General features: G+C 65.7%; 11 protein-coding genes. 5 read left to right on the plus strand and 6 right to left on the minus strand.

Going from position 1 to position 18,779, the window contains the following annotated elements; translation table 11 throughout:
• Nucleotides 1–32 precede the first annotated feature (32 nt).
• From IPL75_17915 to IPL75_17925, 3 genes are read right to left on the minus strand one after another with little or no spacing between them, the layout of a single operon-like run.
• Nucleotides 33–2,861 carry a serine/threonine-protein kinase gene (locus IPL75_17915; GenBank protein ID MBK9242075.1) on the minus strand — a complete coding sequence of 943 codons (2,829 nt, stop codon included), beginning with the start codon at nt 2,859–2,861 and terminating at the stop codon, nt 33–35.
• On the minus strand, nt 2,858–5,536 hold the full coding sequence (locus IPL75_17920) for a serine/threonine-protein kinase (protein MBK9242076.1): 2,679 nt from the start codon (nt 5,534–5,536) through the stop codon (nt 2,858–2,860). Before IPL75_17920 ends, IPL75_17915 begins: the two co-directional genes overlap by 4 nt.
• A gap of 31 nt (nt 5,537–5,567) precedes the next feature.
• A complete protein-coding gene (locus tag IPL75_17925; protein MBK9242077.1) occupies nt 5,568–8,267 on the minus strand; it encodes a protein kinase in 2,700 nt (899 codons plus the stop codon).
• Nucleotides 8,268–8,309: 42 nt separating this feature from the next.
• On the opposite strand from IPL75_17925, the gene IPL75_17930 reads away from it, so the two are divergent.
• Both IPL75_17930 and IPL75_17935 read left to right on the plus strand, forming a co-directional pair.
• The gene (locus tag IPL75_17930) at nt 8,310–8,708 is read left to right on the plus strand and encodes a nucleotidyltransferase domain-containing protein (protein MBK9242078.1); all 399 of its coding nucleotides are present in this window, start codon (nt 8,310–8,312) and stop codon (nt 8,706–8,708) included.
• Nucleotides 8,701–9,120, plus strand: a complete 420-nt coding sequence (locus IPL75_17935) for a DUF86 domain-containing protein (GenBank protein MBK9242079.1) — start codon at nt 8,701–8,703, stop codon at nt 9,118–9,120. The genes IPL75_17930 and IPL75_17935 overlap by 8 nt, the downstream gene beginning before the upstream one ends.
• Before the next feature lie 5 nt (nt 9,121–9,125).
• On the opposite strand, the gene IPL75_17940 is transcribed toward IPL75_17935, so the two are convergent.
• Complete coding sequence (locus tag IPL75_17940; protein ID MBK9242080.1) at nt 9,126–11,891, minus strand: serine/threonine-protein kinase; 2,766 nt, start codon at nt 11,889–11,891, stop codon at nt 9,126–9,128.
• Nucleotides 11,892–12,182: 291 nt separating this feature from the next.
• Here IPL75_17940 and IPL75_17945 point away from each other — a divergent pair, with 291 nt between their 5' ends.
• Together IPL75_17945 and IPL75_17950 are read left to right on the plus strand one after the other, a co-directional pair.
• On the plus strand, nt 12,183–12,791 hold the full coding sequence (locus tag IPL75_17945; GenBank protein ID MBK9242081.1) for a sigma-70 family RNA polymerase sigma factor: 609 nt from the start codon (nt 12,183–12,185) through the stop codon (nt 12,789–12,791).
• Entirely contained in the window at nt 12,788–15,388 is a 2,601-nt protein-coding gene (locus tag IPL75_17950; GenBank protein ID MBK9242082.1) for a PD40 domain-containing protein, read from the plus strand. The genes IPL75_17945 and IPL75_17950 overlap by 4 nt, the downstream gene beginning before the upstream one ends.
• Nucleotides 15,389–15,410: 22 nt before the next feature.
• Here the strand turns inward: IPL75_17950 and thiC are convergent, their stop codons facing one another.
• Entirely contained in the window at nt 15,411–17,093 is a 1,683-nt protein-coding gene (gene thiC / locus IPL75_17955) for a phosphomethylpyrimidine synthase ThiC (protein ID MBK9242083.1), read from the minus strand.
• 24 nt (nt 17,094–17,117) lie between these two features.
• Nucleotides 17,118–18,320 (minus strand): class I SAM-dependent rRNA methyltransferase, encoded by a 1,203-nt coding sequence (locus IPL75_17960; protein MBK9242084.1) that lies wholly within the window; start codon nt 18,318–18,320, stop codon nt 17,118–17,120.
• Here IPL75_17960 and rpiB point away from each other — a divergent pair.
• Nucleotides 18,313–18,777: a ribose 5-phosphate isomerase B gene (rpiB, locus tag IPL75_17965; GenBank protein MBK9242085.1), complete on the plus strand. Its 465-nt coding sequence runs from the start codon at nt 18,313–18,315 to the stop codon at nt 18,775–18,777. The two genes, IPL75_17960 and rpiB, sit on opposite strands and share 8 nt — an antisense overlap.
• The last annotated feature ends 2 nt before the right edge of the window (nt 18,778–18,779 follow it).

The raw sequence follows: 18,779 nt of genomic DNA on the forward strand, positions 1-18,779 counted from the left end.
CCAGTTCCTAAGTTCCCCATCTCCCCAGTTCCTCACTTCACCATTTTCATGAGTGAGGTCCAATTCGTGACCACCGTCAGCGGAATGGCCGGCGCGAAATTGCCGAGACCACCGGGAGCCACCGACAGCAGGATGCGCTGGCCGTCTGAAGATACGTCGTATTGGTACGCGCCAGTGGCCCCGGGCTGCACAGTGCCATTCAACCCGAACAACGGCCTTGCGGTGCCGGGCACCAAGCCCGGATTCACAGTCACTGGCACGGCGACCAACATCGCGCCGTTGAGATAAAACAGCTCTCGCCCGTCCCGGCGCCACCGCGGGTACGCACCACCGCCCGCGGAGATCGGCCACTTCCCTCCCGACGGATCCGGGAACGTCTGCACCACTACCTCGTAGTTGCCGGACTCGTTGGTCGTGTAGGCCAGCCACCGGCCATCGCGCGAGAGCGAGGCATGAGGATGATCGAAGCCGTCTGCGAGGTAAGGCACCACCTTGTTGTCAGCTTTCGACAACACGTACAGACCTCGAATGCCGGAATCCGTTCGCGCAAATACCACGCGCGTGCCGTCACTGGATTCGTCGAGTGCCGAAAGATCCTGGCCGGCCTCGCGGTGCAGCGTGGTCATCGCCGTGGCACCATTCGCCAGTCGTTGCGCAATCTCGAAACGGCCGTCGTCGGCCTCCGATCCGAATATCAGGCGCGTGCTGTCATCCGACCACGTCGGGCTGCCGGCCCGGCGGTTCGTCGTCAGCGGTGCTTTGACGTTGCGGCCGAGGTCCGCCACCCACAACTGACGGCCGGTCACGCTGGCCATCAGCTCCAGCAGCGCGACACGAGCGCCATCGGGAGAGAGCCGGAGGGTGAACGCGGATACTGGTGGCCCGACCGTCTCCACGGGCTTGCCGCTGCGATCGACCCACGTCAGCCGCCGGTCCACCATCCCCACGGCCCCCTGGTCGGGGTTGCTGCTGAAGGCCAGGACACCTGCGTCCGACACCGTGAATCCCGCACGGCCATTCCCAATCAAGCTGGCCAGACCCGGAGCGACCACCACGGGGTCGCCAGTCAGTTGCCGCGTCCGCATGTCCATCGTCTGCGCCAGCAGATTGTCGCCCTTGGAATAGAGCAACAGGTTCGGCGCAGCGAATCTCGCGTAGTCCGATTGCACTACTTTGTGTCGATCCGGCGAATCTATGGAACCCGCGAAGATGGCCCAGTCGCCGCGCGCCGCTGTCTGCGCCTGATAGATGAAGTGGCGGCCATCGGGCAGGAACTGCGGCCACAGATGCGCCACTTCGCTCGTTGATGCGTCAAGCGTGGTCACCTGCGTTGGCACGCCGCCGGTGGCAGAGACGCGCTGAACACCTTTGGTGCCCTGCGAAGAGACCACCAACACGCCTTGGGCATTCCAGCTTCCGCTGGCGTTGTTTGAGGGCAGTTCGCAAATCGTCCGCACGGCGCCACCCGTGACGTCCACCGTCTGCAATCGACTGCCGCGCGACAGGCCCCCCCCTGTCATCCCACCGGTCTGCATCAAGAACGCGAGGTGCCGGCTGTCAGGAGACCAGAAGGGTGACTGAGGCGCCGTGGCGTCTGGTGTGCTCTGCGTACCCGAGACGGCGACCGCCTCCATTGCGTCGAGCCGCCGAATCCAGAGCTGGTCCTGCTCCGCGGCCTTCGACGTGGCCGCAAAGGCCAGCATCTTGCCGTCCGGGGAGATCGCCATGCGCGGCGTCCCACCGATGAATTGCCCTTGACCTGGGGGGCTCACCGAAAAACGCGCCATCAGGAGCGCGGCTTCGTTCTTCGTCCCGGACGACATCGCGAACACGACTGCCGCCACGGTGGCGACGACCGCGAGTGTCGCCCAGATCGCGCGCTCCCATCGACCGACGCCCGAGCGCGGGGCCGCGACTAGGGCCGCGACGGGAGGCGCCTCCGATGGCGATGCGGCTTCGTCGAGTTCGAGCCGGGCACCACTGATCGCGCCAAGCCGGCGCTTGGGATCTTTCTCGAGGCATCGGCGAAGCAGGCGACGGATGGGCGCGGGCAGGTCCGGCGGCAACGCATCAAACGTCGGCGTCTCTTTGATGACGTTCGCGAGCGTGACGCTGATGTCCTCGCCTTCAAAGGCGCGTCGCCCCGTGAGCATCTCGTAGAACACCACGCCGAACGCCCAGATGTCCGCGCGCCGATCGACGGCGCGACCGCGCGCCTGTTCAGGCGCCATGTAGGCGGCGGTGCCGATGACCATGCCCATCTGCGTCGCCCGCGCGGTGAGTGTGGGCGAATTATTGGAGTCCTGGGGTCCCGAGGTCCCGGAGTCCATCGCCTTCGCCAGGCCGAAGTCCAGCACCTTCACGGTGCCGTCCTCGCGCACCTTGATGTTCTGCGGCTTGAGGTCGCGATGCACGATGCCCTGCTCGTGCGCGGCTTCGAGCGCATCGATGATCTGGCGCCCGATGGCGATGGCGTCTTCCGTACGTAGGGCGCCCTGTTCGCCAAGGGCGCCACGGCCGATCAACTCCGACAGGTCCTGCCCTTCGACCAGTTCCATGACAAGCGCGCGGGAAACGACCTCAGAGGTCGGTCCGGCACCACTCACACCGCGACCGACCTCTGAGGTCGTTTCCGCTATCCCGTAGATCTGCGCGATGTTCGGATGGTTGAGCGACGCGAGCACTTGTGCTTCGCGCGTGAAGCGCGCGAGGCGATCCGCATCGAGCGCGAAGGCCTCGGGCAGCACCTTGATCGCGACGTCACGATTGAGCCTCGTATCGCGCGCGCGATACACCTCGCCCATTCCGCCCTCGCCAAGCTTTGAGACGACCTGATAAGAACCTATGGACTGACCAATCATCTCGCCCCTCCGCGCCAGTTGAGCAGCAGCGTAATCGGCGCTGTGACGCCCGCGTTCTGGGCCCTCGCAGTGTTGATCAGAAACCGTCCGCGCCGATCGACCGCGTACTGCGCGCGTGAGTTCCGCTGCGCGAACTGCTGGTCGAAGAGCTTGACGGGTGGCGTAAAGCCGAACGAACCGCCGCTCGGGCGAACGGTGGCAGCCATCATCGTGGAGTCAGAGATGAAATACAACTCCTTGCCGTCGGGGCCCCATTGAGGCGAGTGCCCACCGCCGGCAGACACTTGCCACTTGCCGTTGGCCTTCGGGAACGCCTGCACCATCACTTCGTCGCGGCCTGATTCCGAGGTGGTGTACGCCACCCACGCACCATCGGGTGAGATCGCTGGCTGGTTTTCGGCAAACGGTGTCGTCGCAAGTGGCGATGGCGTCTGGGTGCCGCCCACGGGCAGCGGCATGGCCCAAAGATCTCCACTGTTTTCTGCATCGAAGTAGACGAGCCACTTGCCGTCCGGGGAGATCTCATGCGGCCACTGATTGCCCTGCCGTTCCAGCCAGACTTCCTCAACGCCGGCGCCGTTGGCCGACTTCGCGTAAATGTCGAACCCGTTCTTGCGGCCGCTCTCGAACACGATGGTGCGGCTATCCGGCGACCACGCGGGGAACCCATCGACGGCAACATCGAACGTGAGCCGGGTGAGGCCGCCACCGGCCAGGTCTTTGATCCAGATGTCGCGATTGCCGTTGATGGTGGCATCCACCGCGAGGCGCGTGCCATCGGGTGAAAACACGGCGCTACTCACTGGACCATCCATATCGAGGAGCGTGCCCGCTGGCGCACCTGTGCGATCGAACCAGACCAGATGTGCACCCGGCCGCTCCGTTTGGGGGCGATACGCGATGAGGCCGTTCCTCGAAATCGAGAACCCCCCGTGCCCCACCGTACTGCCCTGACCATCCGCGAGGGTCCGGGAAGGTCCCATGAGCGCTCGTTTGTCCAGATCGATCTCGCGTACGACGAGCACTCCCTGTGCCACGAAGGCGATCGAGCGTGGCGGCAGCCAACGGCCGGTCGAGTCGGCTGGAGCCAGGAACGTCGATGTCCCGTCCAGCGATCCGAGATAGAGACCCGAACTTTCGCCGTTTCCCGTGTATTGGAAATAGACGAAGGTGCGTCCGTCAGGAAGGAACTGCGGTGCCTGAGGCGCCAGTCCCAGCACGCCTTTGGTGACCATCTCAAGTCCGCCTCCGCCGGCGTTCACACGCATCAGCCCGCTGGCCGTCCTGAACAGGATCACATCGTCAAGCCCCCAGGCGCCTCCCTGCGAAAAACCAGCGAACCCGGTCACTCTGGTTGACGTACCGCCAGCGGCCTCGATCCGCTTGATATTGCCGCCCGCGAAGTAGCCGATGGTCTTCGAGTCCGGAGACCAGAAGGGCTGTCGCGCGTCCTCGGTGCCGGTCAGCATCTGTGCCGCGGCCTGGTCGAGGCGGCGGAGCCAGAGGTGCAGCACGCCCTTCTCGTTCGGCGCCACGAAGGCAATGCTGCTGCCGTCGGGCGAGAGTTCGAAGTCGGAGACCCACGGCGTTGACGGAGTGGTGATGTCCACGCGCATCTCGGGAGGAGGCGCCGGCGGTGTTTCGCCGAAGTGCATGGCCGCCAGAGCCACGGTTGCCACCACCAGTGCGCCGCATGCGACGAGGAGTGGGAGCGACCAGCGCGACCGTGCGGTCGCGGTCGGCGCGGCTCCCGCTGCCGATATGGCTGCCGACGCGGGTTGGTCGAGCATGTAGCGGACGACGGAGAAGTCCGGGATGCGCGCCTTGCGATCCTTGACGAGGCAGCGCGTGAGGATCGTGCGGATGTTGGCCGGCAGATCCGCTGGCAGCGCCGTCCAGTCCGGCTCGGTCTTCATCACCGCCGAGATCATTTCGGTGACGTCTTCTCCGTCGAACGCTTTGCGGCCTGAGAGCATCTCGAACAACACACAGCCGAATGCCCACACGTCCGTGCGCTTGTCCACTGGGCGGCCCCGCGCCTGCTCGGGCGACATGTACGCAGCGGTACCGAGGATCATTCCCATCTGGGTGGCACGGGCCGTCAAGGTCGGCGAATTCGCAGCGTCCTGAGTCCCGGGTCCCGAGGTCCCGGAGTCCATGGCCTTCGCCAACCCGAAGTCCAGCACCTTCACGGTGCCGTCGTCCCGGACCTTGATGTTCTGCGGCTTCAGATCTCGATGGATGATGCCCTGCTCGTGCGCAGCTTCGAGCGCGTCGATGATCTGGCGCGCGATTTGTAGGGCGGCCTGGACCTCAAGGCCGCCGATCATCTCCGAGAGGTCCTGCCCCTCGACCAGTTCCATCACGAGTGCTCGGGAAAAGACGTCGGGTGTCTTTTCCGAGAGGGCGGAACCGGAAAAGACACCCGACGTCTTTTCCCGGAACTCCTCGATCCCATAGATGCCCGCGATGTTCGGGTGATTGAGCGACGCCAGCGTCTTCGCCTCGCGCGTGAAGCGCGCCACGCGATCGGCGTCAGCCGCGAATGACTCGGGCAGCACTTTGATCGCGACGTCCCGGTCGAGTTTCGTATCGCGCGCGCGATACACCTCGCCCATTCCGCCTCTGCCCAGCTCGGCGAGGATCTGGTACGGACCCAACGTTTGGCCGATCATGACAAGACCCTCGCTCCCTGCGGAGTAACCACTACTTCGCCGGCCTGACGCGCGCCCGCAGTTCCTCGATCCAGTTGACGACCACGCGGTACTCCACGCCGCTGCCGTCGCTACCGGACTTGATCACCGCGAAACGCTTACCGTCGGGCGCCAGGTCGTAGTTCATGGTTTGATCCGATCCGATGAGGGTGAAGAGTTCTTCAGGTTTCCCGGCCTTGAAGTCGGGCGACGTGGTGACGTTCACACGGAAGTACTTCCCGCCGTTGCGATAAAAAATCGCGCGGCCGTCGATCGACCAGACCGGTGATGTGCCGCCGCCCGCCGACGCTTGATACTTCTCACGAGCGGTCTCCGGATACGGCCGGACGTGAATCTCGGGAGGCCCCTGTTCGTTCGTTCCGTACGCGAGCCAGCGCCCGTCAGGTGAAATGGCCGGTCGCCGTTCGTCAAAGCGCGACGTGACGAGCGCCCGCGTTGTCCGGTCGCCGGTCATCGGCAACGCCCAGATGTCGTTACTGTTCTGTGGGTTCTGCTCAACGAAGAACAACGTCTGCCCGTCCCTGGACCATGAGAACGGTACCCGCAGATTCGGGCCAGTCGTCAGCTGCTCCTCTTCGCCGGAGCCGTCGGCCGCCCGCCAGTAAATGCTGGACTGGCCTCCCGTCCGGGACGCGTTGTACGCGATGCGCCTGCTGTCGGGCGACCAGATGGGCGACGTTTCGCCGCCGGCTTCCTTGGTCAGCCGGATCTTCGAGTTCCGCGCCCAGTCCAGGACGAAGATATCCCGGTCGGCGCCCGAGGACGCGGTGTACGCGACGCGCGTGCCGTCCGGTGAGACGCGCAGGTACTGATAGGCGCCTTTCTCCGACGTGATCGGCTGCTGCGCGCCTTTTATGTCCACCCACACCAGTTCCGCGTTGTCGTCGGCCGAGCCGGACACGTACACGAGAGCGCCGGTGGCAGAGACGGCGAAGTGAGCGATCGCTGCGCCCACGTTCGCTCGCACCCCGCCCAGGAGGGACACCGGTGTGCCGGTGACTTTGAGGGCCGCGAGGTCGATCGGCACTCCAAGGATCTCTCCCGAGCGGCTGTACACCAGGTACCCGCCGTCCGAAGCCAGATAACGTCCGTCCATCCCGCCCCTCAGTAACACCGTGCGCGACTTCGTCCCGATCTGCTCCACGATGATCTCGCCGTCGTTGCTAGACCCGACGTTGGCTTTTGTATAGAGCACGGCCTGCCCACCCGGCAGGAGCTGGGGACCGGTCAACTGCTCCGACCCCTCGCGCGTTACGATGAGCTCCGGCGTCCCGCCGGTCGCGGGCACGCGATAGATGCCTTTGGTATCGCCGAACACGATCGTGTCCCCGGTCCAACTGGCGCCATTGGGCAGGACGGAATCACAGAGCGGTTGAGGGGCGCCGCCGGAGAGCGCCACCTTCAGCAACCTCCCTGCGGAGAAGTAGGCGATCGAGGCGCCGTCCGGGGAGAAGACCGGCTCGGCGGGATCGGCCACGCTCACCACGGCAACAGCTTCGAACTGATCGAGCCTGCGAACGAAGAGCTTGCTGTCAGCGACGTAGGCTACGTGCGTGCCGTCTGGCGAGATCGCGATCAGGTGCCGGCCGGCGCGTGTCCATTGCATGCCAGTGGGCAGCGTCACAGCGAAGCGCGTGACGGCCGGCTGCGTCGGGACCGCCCCCGGCTTGAGCCACCAGGTCAGACCGGCCGCAACGATCGCCACGCCGATCGCTCCTGCGGTCACCGCAGGTCGCGAGCGACGACTGGGCACCGCCGGCGGCGCGGCGGTGGGCGCGGCCGCAGCGGGCTCTCCGGCGATCGCCTCTTCGATCTCCAGCCGCGCGACCGCCATCGAGTCGAGCCGCTTCGCGCGGTCTTTCTCCAGGCAGCGCCGCAGCAGTCTCCTGATTGACGACGGCACGTCCTCTGGCAGCGACGCCATCGACGGCGTGTCTTTCAGTACCGACGCCAGCGTCTCCGACACGTCGTCTCCCGCGAACGCGCGCCGGCCCGTCAGCATTTCGTAGAGCACGACGCCAAACGCCCACACGTCGGCGCGCTTGTCCACGGCCTTGCCCTTCGCCTGCTCGGGGGCCATGTACGCCGCCGTGCCGATGATCATGCCCATCTGGGTCGCGCGCGCGGTCATGGTGGGCGAGTTATCGGAGTCCTGGAGTCCTGGGGTCCCGGGGTCCATCGCTTTCGCCAAGCCGAAGTCCAACACCTTCACCGTGCCGTCCTCGCGCACCTTGATGTTCTGGGGCTTGAGGTCACGATGCACGATGCCCTGTTCGTGCGCGGCTTCAAGGGCATAGGCGATCTGTTTCGCGATCGGCAGGGCTTCAGACAGGGGAATCGCGCCGCGAGCCATCGGGGCCGACAAGTCCTCGCCCTCGACCAGTTCCATGACCAGGGCACGGGAAACGACCTCAGAGGTCGGTCCGGCACCACTCATCCCGCGACCGACCTCTGAGGTCGTTTCCTCTATCCCGTAGATCTGCGCGATGTTCGGGTGATTGAGCGACGCGAGCGTCTTCGCTTCGCGGGTGAATCGCGCGACGCGGTCGGCGTCGGCCGCGAAGGACTCTGGCAGCACTTTGATCGCCACATCGCGGTCGAGCTTGGTATCGCGGGCGCGATACACCTCGCCCATTCCGCCTGCGCCGAGCTTGGAAAGGACCTGATATGGACCTATCGTTTGACCAATCATCGGCAGATCCTTGCCTGGGCGACGGCGGCGTAGAATGAGTTCATGACACCCTCGCAAACGAAGGCCATTGCCAGCGTGCTGGATGCCGATGCGCGGATTGCGTACGGCCTCGTGTTTGGGTCGACTGGCCGCGGTGATGCGCATACCGGCAGCGATCTGGATGTGGCGATTGGGCTCGCACCGGACGCGGAATTCGACGCGCTCGGCCTTGGCCGTCTTGTGAGCGACCTCGAACGGGCGTCAGGCCAGACGATTGATCTGGTGCTGCTGCACGAGGCCTCGCCGGCGCTCGCCTACCGTGTGTTCCGGGATGGCGTCGTGGTGTGCGTCCGCGATCGGCCGGCACTGGTCGAACGCCGCGTCCGGGCAATTCTGGATTACCTCGACTATCGTCCGTTCGAGTCCGCCTTTGTGCGGGGAGTGCTGCAGGCTCGTGGTTGACGCAGCCGTACTCGCGTGGAAGGTGGCGGCCATTCGCGATGCCGTCGGCCGCATCCGCGAGGTGTTGCCCGAGACGCCGCAGGCCTTTCTTGCCGACCGCACCGCACGCGAAGTCGTCACGTTCAACCTGTTCTTGGCCCTTCAGGACACCATCGCGTTGGCGACGCATTGGCTGGCTGACGAGGGAGTGGCGGTGCCTGACACCTACGGCGACATCTTTTCGACTCTGGCGGGGCGCGGCGTCATCGATACCGCGCTGGGTGATCGGTTGCGCGCCGCCGCAGGCCTGCGCAATCTCGTCGCGCACCAGTACGGCGTGTTGGACTTTACACGTGTCCATGCGGTGGCCCGGGCCGAACTCGACGACCTGCTGACGTTCTGCGACGAATTGGCCACACGCGTGCGCTTCTGACCCGCTCATCGCTCCTTCTCCGTCTTCTTCAGTAGACTCGGCCAGTTTGCAATCACCGTCATGGGTGACTGCCCGGGGCCGTCTTTGAGAAGCACGAGCGCGAACGACTGCCCATCAGGTGCCACGTCGAAGTGCCCGGAATATGGGCCGGGCCCCGCCCAGTTGCCGCGCCGTTCATTGGTGAACAACGCCGTCGGCGTCCCGATCCGAAGCGTCGGGCCTGGTGTGATCGGCACCACGTAGACGGTTGGGCCCGCGACGTAGAACAACTCGCGCCCGTCGGCCCTCCAGCGCGGCATCTCGCCGCCTCCGATCGACACCATCCGGCGCATCTTGTCGTCAAGAGTGGACTGGACGTACACCTCGCGCCGACCCGAGTCCTGCGACATGTAGGCCACCCACTTGCCATCGGGCGAGTAGCGGCCGTGGACGTCAGGCGCCGGGGTCGAGACGACCGATAGGGTGCTTTTGCGAACGACATCAAACGCGTCGATCTCCGAGCCGAAGCCAGGCCGTGAGGTCGTGAACAGCACCTGCGCGCCGTCGGGTGACACGTCGTAGGGGAAGCCCGAACGGGTCAGCGTGGTGAGGAGTTCGGCGGGCGTCGTCGCATTGACGCGCTGTCGATAGAGTCCCCACCCGTCTTTGGCCGGAGCGCCAAAGACGATCAACTGGCTGTCTCTTGACCACGCCGAAGACGCGTCGGTCGGCACACTGGGCGCCAGAGGCGCAGCTGCCCGCCGTTCGAGGTCGTACACCCAGATCCCCGTGTCGCCCTTCGTGCGCTCGAACCGATCGACGGCGATCGACCGCCCATCCGGTGAGAACACCGGATTCACGTACGTCTGTCCATCGTCAACAACCGACCGGGTCACCACGCCGCGCCGATCCACAAGGACGAGTTGAGAGGGCTGCATGCTGATCGCCTGATACTCGACAAGGCCGGTCTGAGACGCTGAAAACAGACTGGGAGGACGCTGTATCGACGAGCGCGCGAAATCGTTGGCAACGATACGGGAGGAGCCAATCATTGCGGGGCGCTCGAGGTCAAACGCCTGCGCCTCGAGGTGGCCATCAATCGCAAACAGCAGGTAGTCGTTGGCATAGGTCGCGTGGGAATCCACGTCGCGCAGGTAGACCGGCTCGCCGCCATCGAGCGATGCCACCATCAGCCGCGTAGCCAGAGAAGCATTCGTGCGGAGACCGTAGAGGAAGTGCCGGCCGTCTGGCAGGAAATCAGGCAGCCCGAGGCTGTACTCACCCCGCGACGGATCGGGCTCACGGACCACCGTCGGCTCACCTCCATTCGCGGACAGGCGCATGAGGCGGCGGCCATTCGGGCCGTTGAGTCCAATGACGATGTCCCCGTGCTGATTCCAGGTGCCTCGGTGACCACCGGTGCCGACCTTGGCGATCGTCCTGATGGCTCCGCCATCAGACGCGACGGCTCGCAACTCATCCTGATAGATGAACGCGATCGACTGACTGTCCGGCGACCAGAATGGCCACGAGGCGCCGAGGGTTCCTTCAAGCGGCTTCGACTCGAGCGTGTCCAGCCGCCGAAGCCAGAGCGTCCGTACCGCATTGTCACCGATGGCATTCACGTCCAGGCCGTCTGTTCCGGTTGCCACGCCGTAGACCAGCATCCGGCCGTCGGGCGAGAGCATGGGTGCCGCGTCGGTGCCGCCGGCCGACGCGAGCCGGCCGCCTGCGGGAGGCGAGACCGTGAAGCGTATCGGCGCCAGTGAGTCGGTGTTGGAACCGGATCCCGATCGGTAGAGCGACACGCCGAGCGCCCCGGCAGCGACGACCGACACCGCCGCGACGGCCCAGGCCACACGCGCGCTGATGCGCGAGCGGTCCGGCGCTGCGGCTGCGCCTGCTGCTCCAGGCTGCGGCGATCCACTCATCGTCTGTGGATTGCTCAGGAGCAGTCGCGCCTCGCCGATGTCGCGCAGCCGTTGTTTCGGATCGCGCTCGAGGCAGCGGCGCACCCGGCTCGCCACCGCGGGCGGCGTATTCGCGGGCAACGCCGTGAAGTCCGGCTCCCGCATCAACACGGCGGCCAGTGTCGTTGAAATATCCTCGCCGTCGAAACAGCGGCGGCCTGTGAGCATCTCGTAGAGCACGACGCCGTACGCCCAGATGTCCGCGCGCTTATCGACCGGTTTGCCCTTCGCCTGCTCCGGCGCCATGTACGCGGCCGTGCCGATGATCATGCCCATCTGGGTCGCGCGTGCGGTCATCGTGGGCGAGTGGGATGGGTCCAGGGTCCCGGGTCCAGGGTCCAGGGTTCGGGCGAGCCCAAAGTCCAGCACCTTCACCGTGCCGTCTTCGCGGACCTTGATGTTCTGCGGCTTGAGATCGCGATGGACGATGCCCTGCTCATGCGCGGCTTCGAGCGCGTCGGCGATTTGTCGCGCGATGGCGATCGCGTCGGTGAGGGGGATTCCTCCGGCCGCAATGATCTCCGACAGATCCCGCCCCTCGACCAGTTCCATGACAAGGGCACGGGAAACGACCTCAGAGGTCGGTCCGGCACCACTCACCCCGCGACCGACCTCTGAGGTCGTTTCCTCTATCCCATAGATCGCAGCAATGTTTGGGTGGTTCAGCGACGCCAGCACCTGCGCTTCGCGCGTGAAGCGGGCGAGGCGATCCGGGTCGGCCGCGAACGCCTCCGGCAGTACTTTGATCGCGACGTCGCGATTGAGCTTCGTATCGCGCGCGCGATACACCTCGCCCATCCCGCCTTCGCCCAGTTTAGCCACGACCTCGTACGATCCAATTCTTCGCCCGATCATGGTCGTGGCCTCTTCTGGGCTACGGCGAGGCCTCGCCATAGCTGCGACCGAAGGTCGCGTTCAGCGGAGGCGGGTCCGCCAGCTCCGAGGGCGCCGACGATTTCATATGAGCCGAGGCGGGCACCTGGGACGAGTGTCACTTCCTCACCTCCCCAGTTCCCCAGTTCCCCAGTTCTGCAAGTGGCCGAAAATCGCTCACACCCTACACGGCGACAGCCGAGCCGGGATTGGCTCACGGCCGGGTTAGAATTTCAGCCCGTGGGCGGCGATGTCACCGAATTGCTACAGCGTTGGGCCGAAGGCGACGAAGAGGCCTTCCGCTCGCTGACCCCGCTCGTCTACGACGAAATGCGCAAGCTCGCCTCGGCGCAACTGAAAGACGAACGCACGAACCACACCCTGGAACCCACAGGGCTGGTGCACGAGGCGTACATGCGTCTGGTCCATCGCCAGACCGGAAACTGGAGGAGCCGGGCGCAATTCTACTCCGTCGCGAGCCTGGTGATTCGCCGGATTCTTGTGGAACACGCCCGCGCCCGCCTTCGGCTGAAACGCGGTGGCGGCACCATCAGCATCTTTCTTGATGCCACAGTGGACTGGCCCATCGAGCGATCGGTGCAACTGACAAATCTCGACGATGCGCTGGACGCGCTCGCGAAGCTGGATGAGTCGCAAAGCCGCATTGTGGAACTGCGGTTTTTCACTGGACTCTCCATCGAAGAAACCGCAACCGTGCTGGAACTCTCACCGGCCACGGTCAAGCGGCGCTGGGCGTCGGCGCGCGCCTGGCTCCTGCTCGAACTCGGCGCACCACCTGTGAGCACTGACGCTGCCGGGGACGCGCCGGCGGAGCCCACCAGCGCATGACGCCTGAGCGCTGGCGGCGCATTCGCGACGTGCTGGAACCCGCGCTCGAACTCGACCCTGCGGAAGCGTCGGCGTGGCTCGACGCACACTGCGAGGCCGAACTGCGCGCAGAGGTGGAGGCGCTCGTGGCCGCCGGCCAGACCGAATCATCGTTCATTGATCGCCCTGTGCCGCTGGCCGAAGCGATCCTGCCGCCCGGCGCCACGATTGGTCCGTACGTGGTGGAGAGCGCGATCGGCGCCGGCGGCATGGGCGTGGTCTATCGCGCCCGCGATTCGCGGCTGGGTCGCACAGTGGCCATCAAACTGCTGCCCTTCGGCGCGCGCACCACGGCGGCATTGGCCGAAGCCCGCGCCGTCTCCTCGCTCAACCACCCCAACATCGTCACGCTGCATGACGTGATCGAACATGACGGCGCGACGGCGCTGGTCATGGAGTGCGTGGAGGGGCGCACGCTGCAGGAGTTGATCGGCGCCCTTGAAAACCAGGGCGCCCTACGTACGGACGCGCTTTCGTACGCGAGGCAGATTGCGAGTGCGCTGGCCGCGTCGCACGCGGCGGGTGTGTTGCATCGCGACCTGAAGCCGTCGAATGTGATGGTGCGGCCCGACGGCACGGTCAAGGTGCTGGACTTCGGCATCGCGCAGTCGATTGACGCTGCCGCGATGGCGGAAGGGCCCGCGGGCACAGCCGCGTACATGTCGCCCGAGCAGGCGGCGGGCCGTCCGCTTGATGCGCGGTCGGACGTCTATGCGTTCGGCGTGGTATTTCGTGAGATGTTCACGGGCCGCGATCCGGCGGGCGCTTCGCGCATCCCGGCGCGATGGCGGCGCGTCATCGATCGGTGCGTGGCCGCTGATCCGGCCGCGCGCTTTCAGTCGATGGAACAGGTGGGCGCAGTGCTCGACCGGCCGGCCCTGTTCGCGCGTCCGGCATGGTGGGCCGCTGCGGCCTTGATTGTGGCGGTCGCCGCGCTCCTGATGGCACTGCGGTCCAAACCCGTCACGCCTGACTCCGGCGGCTTCGTCGCCCACCGGGTGACCGGCGCCGCCGCCTCGGCCGCCTTCCCCGCCATGTCACCAGACGGAACTCGACTGGCCTATTCGGTGACGAGCCAGGGAACGTCGCGCCTGTTCGTGCACGGCCGCACCGACATGACGCCGCTCGACCTGCGTCAGGAGGGTCGCCAGCCGACGTGGTCACCAGACGGCCGTGAGATTGCCTTCCGATCGGATCGGGATGGGGGCGGGCTGTTCGTGATCAACCTCAGCTCGTCCGACGTGCGGCAGGTCGCGCGTCACGGCCACCTGCCGGCGTGGTCGCCGGATGGCTCGCAACTCGCGTATTCCACCAGCGAGTTCACCCGGGTCGAGGAGCGGCCGACCACCAACAGCCAACTGCGGGTGGTGCATCTGGTCACCGGCGCAGACGAGCCCGTGCCCGTCGAAGGCCCCATGCTCGACGCCATCCAGCCCGCATGGTCACCTGATGGCGCACGCCTCGCGTTCTGGTCTGTGGACGACGGTGGCCGCCGGCGCGTGTGGACGGTGGCGTCAAACGGTGGACGCCCTGTGGCCGTCACTGACGGCGCGTCGACGGAGTGGAATCCTGTGTGGTCGCCGGACGGCTGGCTGTGCTGGGCGTCGGACCGGAGCGGCGTGATGAACGCCTGGCGCGCGCGCGTCGATCCGAACTCGGGACGGGTTCTTGGCGCAGCCGAAGCGATGGACCTGCCAGCCACCTACGCCGGGTCGTTCACGTTTTCGCGCGACGGCGCCATTGCCTACGCCACACGCCAGCCCACCTCGTCGATCTGGCGGGTGAGTCTCAATCCTCTCGGCGCACCTCAGCGCATCACACCGCCTGCCCTCCGGGTGCGCTATCCGTCGGTGTCACCAGATGGCCTGTGGATCGTGGCGTTCGAGCAGGAGCGCTCCGAAAACCTCGTCGTCTTCCGCACCGACGGATCGGATCTGCGGAAGCTGACGACGGGCGATGTGCGTGATCGCGGGCCGAGTTGGTCTCCCGATGGGCAGCGCATTGCGTTTGGCTCCAACCGGGGAGGCGACTATCAATTGTGGACTGTGCGGCCCGATGGCCGGGACGTCCAGTTGTTTGTCTCGCATCCCACCGGCGCGTTCTCGCCGGTATGGTCTCCCGACGGCACACACCTGGCGTGGTTCACGCGCGGCTTCGCGCCGTTCGTCTCAACCGGCGGCAACCAACGGGCGATTCCTCCCCCGTCGCAGGGCGAGGGATTCCGTCCCGCCGACTGGGCGGGCGATCTGATCGTGGGGCTCGTGCGCAGTTCCGACGGCGGACGGGTGGGGACGGCGGTGTATTCGTTGACGTCGGGCACCTACCAGCGGCTTTCACACCCCTGTGACTGGGTGCGGTTCGTGCCCCATACCCGCACGCTCATCTGTGGCGAGGCCCGGCGGCTTTCCCGCGTGGACCTTGCGACGGGCCTGCGCAGTGACCTGCTTACACTCCCCGAAGACCTGTCCGACCAGTTCGCCGTCAGCCCCGACGGCAAGGCGCTCTATCTTTCGCTCGCCGAGACCGAAACAGAGATCTGGACTGCCGTGCGGAGGTGAGTGCGGGTGGGGTACTGCCCCTTCAGCCCTTCATGCCTCGTGTCGAATCCGCCTTGGCGACCTGGCGCAAATACTCCTCGGCCTTGCCCGCGAGGCCCAGCGTCCGCGCCTCTTCCACGTCCACCGCCTGCGCGTCAGCGAAGTCGCGAATCTGCTGCGTGATCTCCATGCTGCAGAACTTCGGTCCGCACATCGAACAGAAGTGCGCCACTTTCGCGCCATCGGACGGCAGCGTTTCGTCGTGAAACGCGCGAGCGGTCACCGGATCGAGGGCAAGGTTGAACTGGTCTTCCCACCGGAATTCAAACCGCGCCTTTGACAACGCATCGTCCCACACCTGCGCGCCGGGGTGGCCTTTAGCGAGGTCGGCGGCGTGGGCGGCAATCTTGTACGTGATGACGCCGGCCTTCACATCATCGCGATTCGGCAGGCCCAGGTGCTCCTTGGGCGTCACGTAGCAGAGCATCGCCGTGCCGTACCAGCCGATCATCGCGGCGCCAATGGCCGACGTGATGTGGTCGTAGCCGGGCGCGATGTCGGTGGTCAGCGGCCCCAGCGTGTAGAACGGCGCCTCGTCGCACCACTCCAGCTGCTTCTCCATGTTTTCGCGGATCAGGTGCATCGGCACGTGGCCGGGGCCCTCGTTCATCACCTGCACGTCGTACTCCCAGGCGATCTTCGTCAGTTCGCCCTGGGTTTTGAGTTCCGCGAACTGCGCCTCGTCATTGGCGTCGGCAATCGAGCCCGGGCGCAGGCCATCACCGAGGGAAAACGACACGTCGTAGGCCTGCATGATTTCGCAGATTTCACGAAAGTGCGTGTACAGGAAACTCTCCTGATGGTGCGCCAGGCACCATTTGGCGATGATCGATCCGCCACGGGAGACGATACCGGTCAGCCGGCGCGCCGTCATCGGGATGTAGCGCAGCAACACACCCGCGTGGACCGTGAAGTAGTCCACGCCCTGTTCGGCCTGCTCGATGAGGGTGTCGCGATACACCTCCCAGCTCAGGTCTTCGGGGCGGCCGCCGACCTTCTCGAGCGCCTGATACAGCGGCACCGTGCCAATCGGCACGGGCGAGTTGCGCATGATCCACTCGCGCGTCTCGTGAATGTTCTTGCCCGTGGACAAGTCCATGACGGTATCGGCGCCCCAGAGCGTGGACCACCGAAGCTTGTCCACCTCTTCAACGATGGACGATGAGACGGCGGAGTTACCGATGTTGGCGTTGATCTTCACCAGGAAGTTGCGCCCGATGATCATGGGCTCCAGTTCCGGATGGTTGATGTTTGCCGGAATGATGGCGCGCCCGCGCGCCACCTCGGCGCGCACAAACTCTGCGGGCAGGCCTTCGCGCAGCGCGATGAACTCCATTTCCGGCGTGACCTCGCCGCGCCGGGCATAGTGGAGTTGCGACACGCCCTTGCCGTCGCGCGCCTTCAGAATCCGTCCGCGGCCGGTCTCGGCCACGTCGCCCCTCGACACGATCCAGTCGCGGCGCAGCGCCGGGAGCCCGACATGCGCGTCGAACCCTCTCGGCCCACTCGAGTCGTACACGCGCAGCGGCGGTTCACCGGCGGCCAGGCCAATCTCGCGCATAGGCACACGCACGCCTCCGGGCCCGGGCACATACACTTTGCGCGAACCGGGAAAAGCGCGGTCGAAATCTTCTTCGGTCAGGGGCTCGTACGTGGTGCGACTCATGTCCGGACTATACCTCGGGAGGGTCTAGAGCTTCCGGACGACGAAACACTTCAAATAGGCCGTCTCCGGCACACCCAGCAACACGGGGTGATCGCGGGCCTGCAGGCGCTTCTCGACCAGCGCCACCGACGCATGGGCATCGATCGCCGCGTGCAGCAGCATGTCCTCAAACAGCGCCTCGCCCACATGATAGGAACAGCTGCAGGTGATCAGGATTCCACCGGGCTTGAGCAGTTTCAGCGCCCGCAGGTTGATCTCTTTATACCCACCGAGCGCCTTCGCCAGCGTGGCCTTGTTCTTGGCAAACGCCGGCGGATCCAGCACGATCGTGTCGAAACGCTCCTTGGCGATTTCCAGTTCCCGGAGTTCGTCGAACACATTGGCGAGCCGGGCCTCGATGTTGGTCAGGCCGTTTCGGCGCGCATTGTCGGCCACCGCCGCCACGGCCAGCTCCGATCCGTCGATCGACAGCACCGACTCGCACCGGCGCGCCATCTGCAGTGCGAATCCGCCGTTGTAGGAAAACGCGTCGAGCGCGCGTCCGCGGGCGTACTGGCCGGCCGCCAGGTGGTTTTCGCGCTGGTCGAGGAACAGCCCGGTCTTCTGTCCGTGCCGCACGTCCACTCGATGCGTAATGTCGCCCTCGCGGATGTCGATGAGGTCCGGCACCTCGCCGGCCACCACCTCCACCACCTCGGGCAAGTCCTCGAGGCGCCTGATCTTGGCGTCATTGCGGGCCAGGATGCCTTTGGGCTTCAGGGCCTCGCTCAGCAGCTCCACGATCAGGTTCAGTCGCCGGTCGATGGCCTGGCAAAGCGTCTGCACCACCAGATAGTCGCCATAGCGATCAACGATGAGCGCGGGCAGGCCATCGGCTTCCGCGCTGACCAACCGGTAGGCGTTCCCGTCGGGCGAGAGCGCGTCTCGATACGCCAGCGCCGCCCGCAACCGGTCACCAAACAGCACGCGCTCGTCGCGCGGCCCTTCCCCCAGCATCCGCAGCGTGATTTGGGACGTGCTGCTGAAAAACGCGAGTCCCAGGGGCCGGCCACGTTCGGTGCGGACCTCCACGAGATCACCGGGCTCGGCCTCAGCCGTCATCACGTCCGAGCGATAGATCCAGGGATGCCCTGCACGCCAACGTTCCACACCCCGGACGGAGATCACTGCAATGGGAAGCACACTCGATTGTAGACCCTTCCGACTATACTCAGAAGCGATGCGCATCGCGATTGGCGCCGATCATGCGGGAGTCACGCTCAAGGACGAACTGGCCCTCCTGCTTGAGGCTCGAGGACTGGCGTACACCGACTTCGGCACACACGGCCCCGAATCAGTGGACTATCCCGACATTGCCGCCGACGTGTCGCGTGCCGTGGCGTCGGGCGCGTACGACCGCGGCGTGCTCGTGTGCGGCTCGGGTATCGGCATGGCGATCGCCGCCAACAAGATCGCGGGCATCCGCGCCGCATCCGTCACCGACCTCGAAGCCGCCAGACTCAGCCGCAGCCACAACGACGCCAACGTGCTCACGCTCGGCGCCAGGCTGACGCCGTTGGCACTGGCCCAGCAGATCGTGACAACCTTTCTCGAGACTCCATTCGAAGGCGGCCGGCACGAGCGCCGCGTCAACAAACTGACCCAACTGGATGGCGCCGCGCCAAAAAGAAACCACCTGGATTGACC

The sequence above is a fragment of the Acidobacteriota bacterium genome, from assembly GCA_016716905.1.
Taxonomy (GTDB): domain Bacteria; phylum Acidobacteriota; class Vicinamibacteria; order Vicinamibacterales; family SCN-69-37; genus SYFT01.

Excerpts from the sequence above, each read along its gene's own strand:
- IPL75_17925 (MBK9242077.1), bottom strand. The coding sequence starts at position 8,267 with ATGATTGGTCAAACGATAGGTCCATATCAGGTCCTTTCCAAGCTCGGC.
- IPL75_17920 (MBK9242076.1), bottom strand. The coding sequence starts at position 5,536 with ATGATCGGCCAAACGTTGGGTCCGTACCAGATCCTCGCCGAGCTGGGC.
- IPL75_17960 (MBK9242084.1), bottom strand. The coding sequence starts at position 18,320 with ATGCGCATCGCTTCTGAGTATAGTCGGAAGGGTCTACAATCGAGTGTG.
- IPL75_17930 (MBK9242078.1), top strand. The coding sequence starts at position 8,310 with ATGACACCCTCGCAAACGAAGGCCATTGCCAGCGTGCTGGATGCCGAT.
- IPL75_17915 (MBK9242075.1), bottom strand. The coding sequence starts at position 2,861 with ATGATTGGTCAGTCCATAGGTTCTTATCAGGTCGTCTCAAAGCTTGGC.
- thiC (MBK9242083.1), bottom strand. The coding sequence starts at position 17,093 with ATGAGTCGCACCACGTACGAGCCCCTGACCGAAGAAGATTTCGACCGC.
- rpiB (MBK9242085.1), top strand. The coding sequence starts at position 18,313 with ATGCGCATCGCGATTGGCGCCGATCATGCGGGAGTCACGCTCAAGGAC.
- IPL75_17950 (MBK9242082.1), top strand. The coding sequence starts at position 12,788 with ATGACGCCTGAGCGCTGGCGGCGCATTCGCGACGTGCTGGAACCCGCG.